This is a genomic window from Streptomyces durbertensis, from assembly GCF_014156695.1.
Taxonomy (GTDB): domain Bacteria; phylum Actinomycetota; class Actinomycetes; order Streptomycetales; family Streptomycetaceae; genus Streptomyces; species Streptomyces durbertensis.
In genome coordinates, this window is the sequence record NZ_WMLF01000989.1 from 1 (window position 1) to 255 (window position 255).

The window sequence follows — 255 nt, forward strand, 5'->3', positions numbered from 1 at the left end:
GTGTGAAGTACGTGCCCGACGCTACTGGCGAGCGGCAGTTCACGGAGGACCTGACCACGGATCGTGAGTCGGTGGACGGTCTGTTGTCGGAGTTGGACGAGTACGCGGTTGAGCAGGCGTTGCAGATTGCGGAGGGTTCGGACGACGCGGAGGTCACCGTGGTGACGGTGGGTCCGGAGGACGCGCGGGACGCGTTGCGGAAGGCGTTGTCGATGGGTGCGGACAAGGCCGTGCATGTGGAGGACGATGATCTGC

1 protein-coding gene is annotated in these 255 nt (G+C 64.7%); it reads left to right on the forward strand.

The window, feature by feature from the left end; genetic code table 11:
* Nucleotides 1-2: 2 nt before the first annotated feature.
* The coding region (locus tag GL263_RS28005) for an electron transfer flavoprotein subunit beta/FixA family protein (protein WP_438948018.1) at nt 3-255 on the forward strand (253 nt) is incomplete at its 3' end.